This is a genomic window from Gemella sp. GH3, from assembly GCF_013415425.1.
GTDB lineage: Bacteria > Bacillota > Bacilli > Staphylococcales > Gemellaceae > Gemelliphila.
In genome coordinates, this window is the sequence record NZ_JACBYC010000174.1 from 1 (window position 1) to 540 (window position 540).

At 32.8% G+C, this 540-nt stretch carries 1 protein-coding gene; it reads right to left on the reverse strand.

The genetic code is table 11. From position 1 onward, the window contains the following. A partial coding sequence (locus HZY83_RS06700; protein WP_305038425.1) for a proton-conducting transporter transmembrane domain-containing protein occupies window positions 1–540 on the reverse strand: 540 nt, incomplete at both ends.

A 540-nucleotide genomic window follows, 5' to 3' on the forward strand; every position in this document is an offset into this window, starting at 1 on the left:
GTAGATTGACTCACTGATTGAGTTGCAGGCTCGATAATAGATTGCGTTAAAATGCTTGGGAAAAGTCCAAATACAATAACTAAAAGAGTTAAAATAATTGGAGATAAAAGCATTAAAATTGATGATTCATGTGCAGATTGTGGTAAACTTTCACGCTTATATTTACCAAAGAATATATGCATAATAAATTTAATTGAATACACGAAAGTGAAAATACTACCTACAATCGCTATGATTGGGAATATAAAGCCTAAAGTACTGAGGCTCATTAAATTCGCATGTGTCACATCAATCATTGCTTCTAAAAATTTTTCTTTTGATAAGAAGCCGTTAAATGGTGGAACTCCAGCCATACTTAATGCAGTAATAACTGTGATAGTAAATGATATAGGCATGATTGTAAGTAATCCACCTAATTTTCTTACATCTCGAGTACCTGTAGAGTGATCAACACCACCAGTAATCATGAATAATGCACCTTTAAATGTTGCATGGTTGATTAAATGGAAAATGGCAGCAATGAAACCTGCAACATAAACT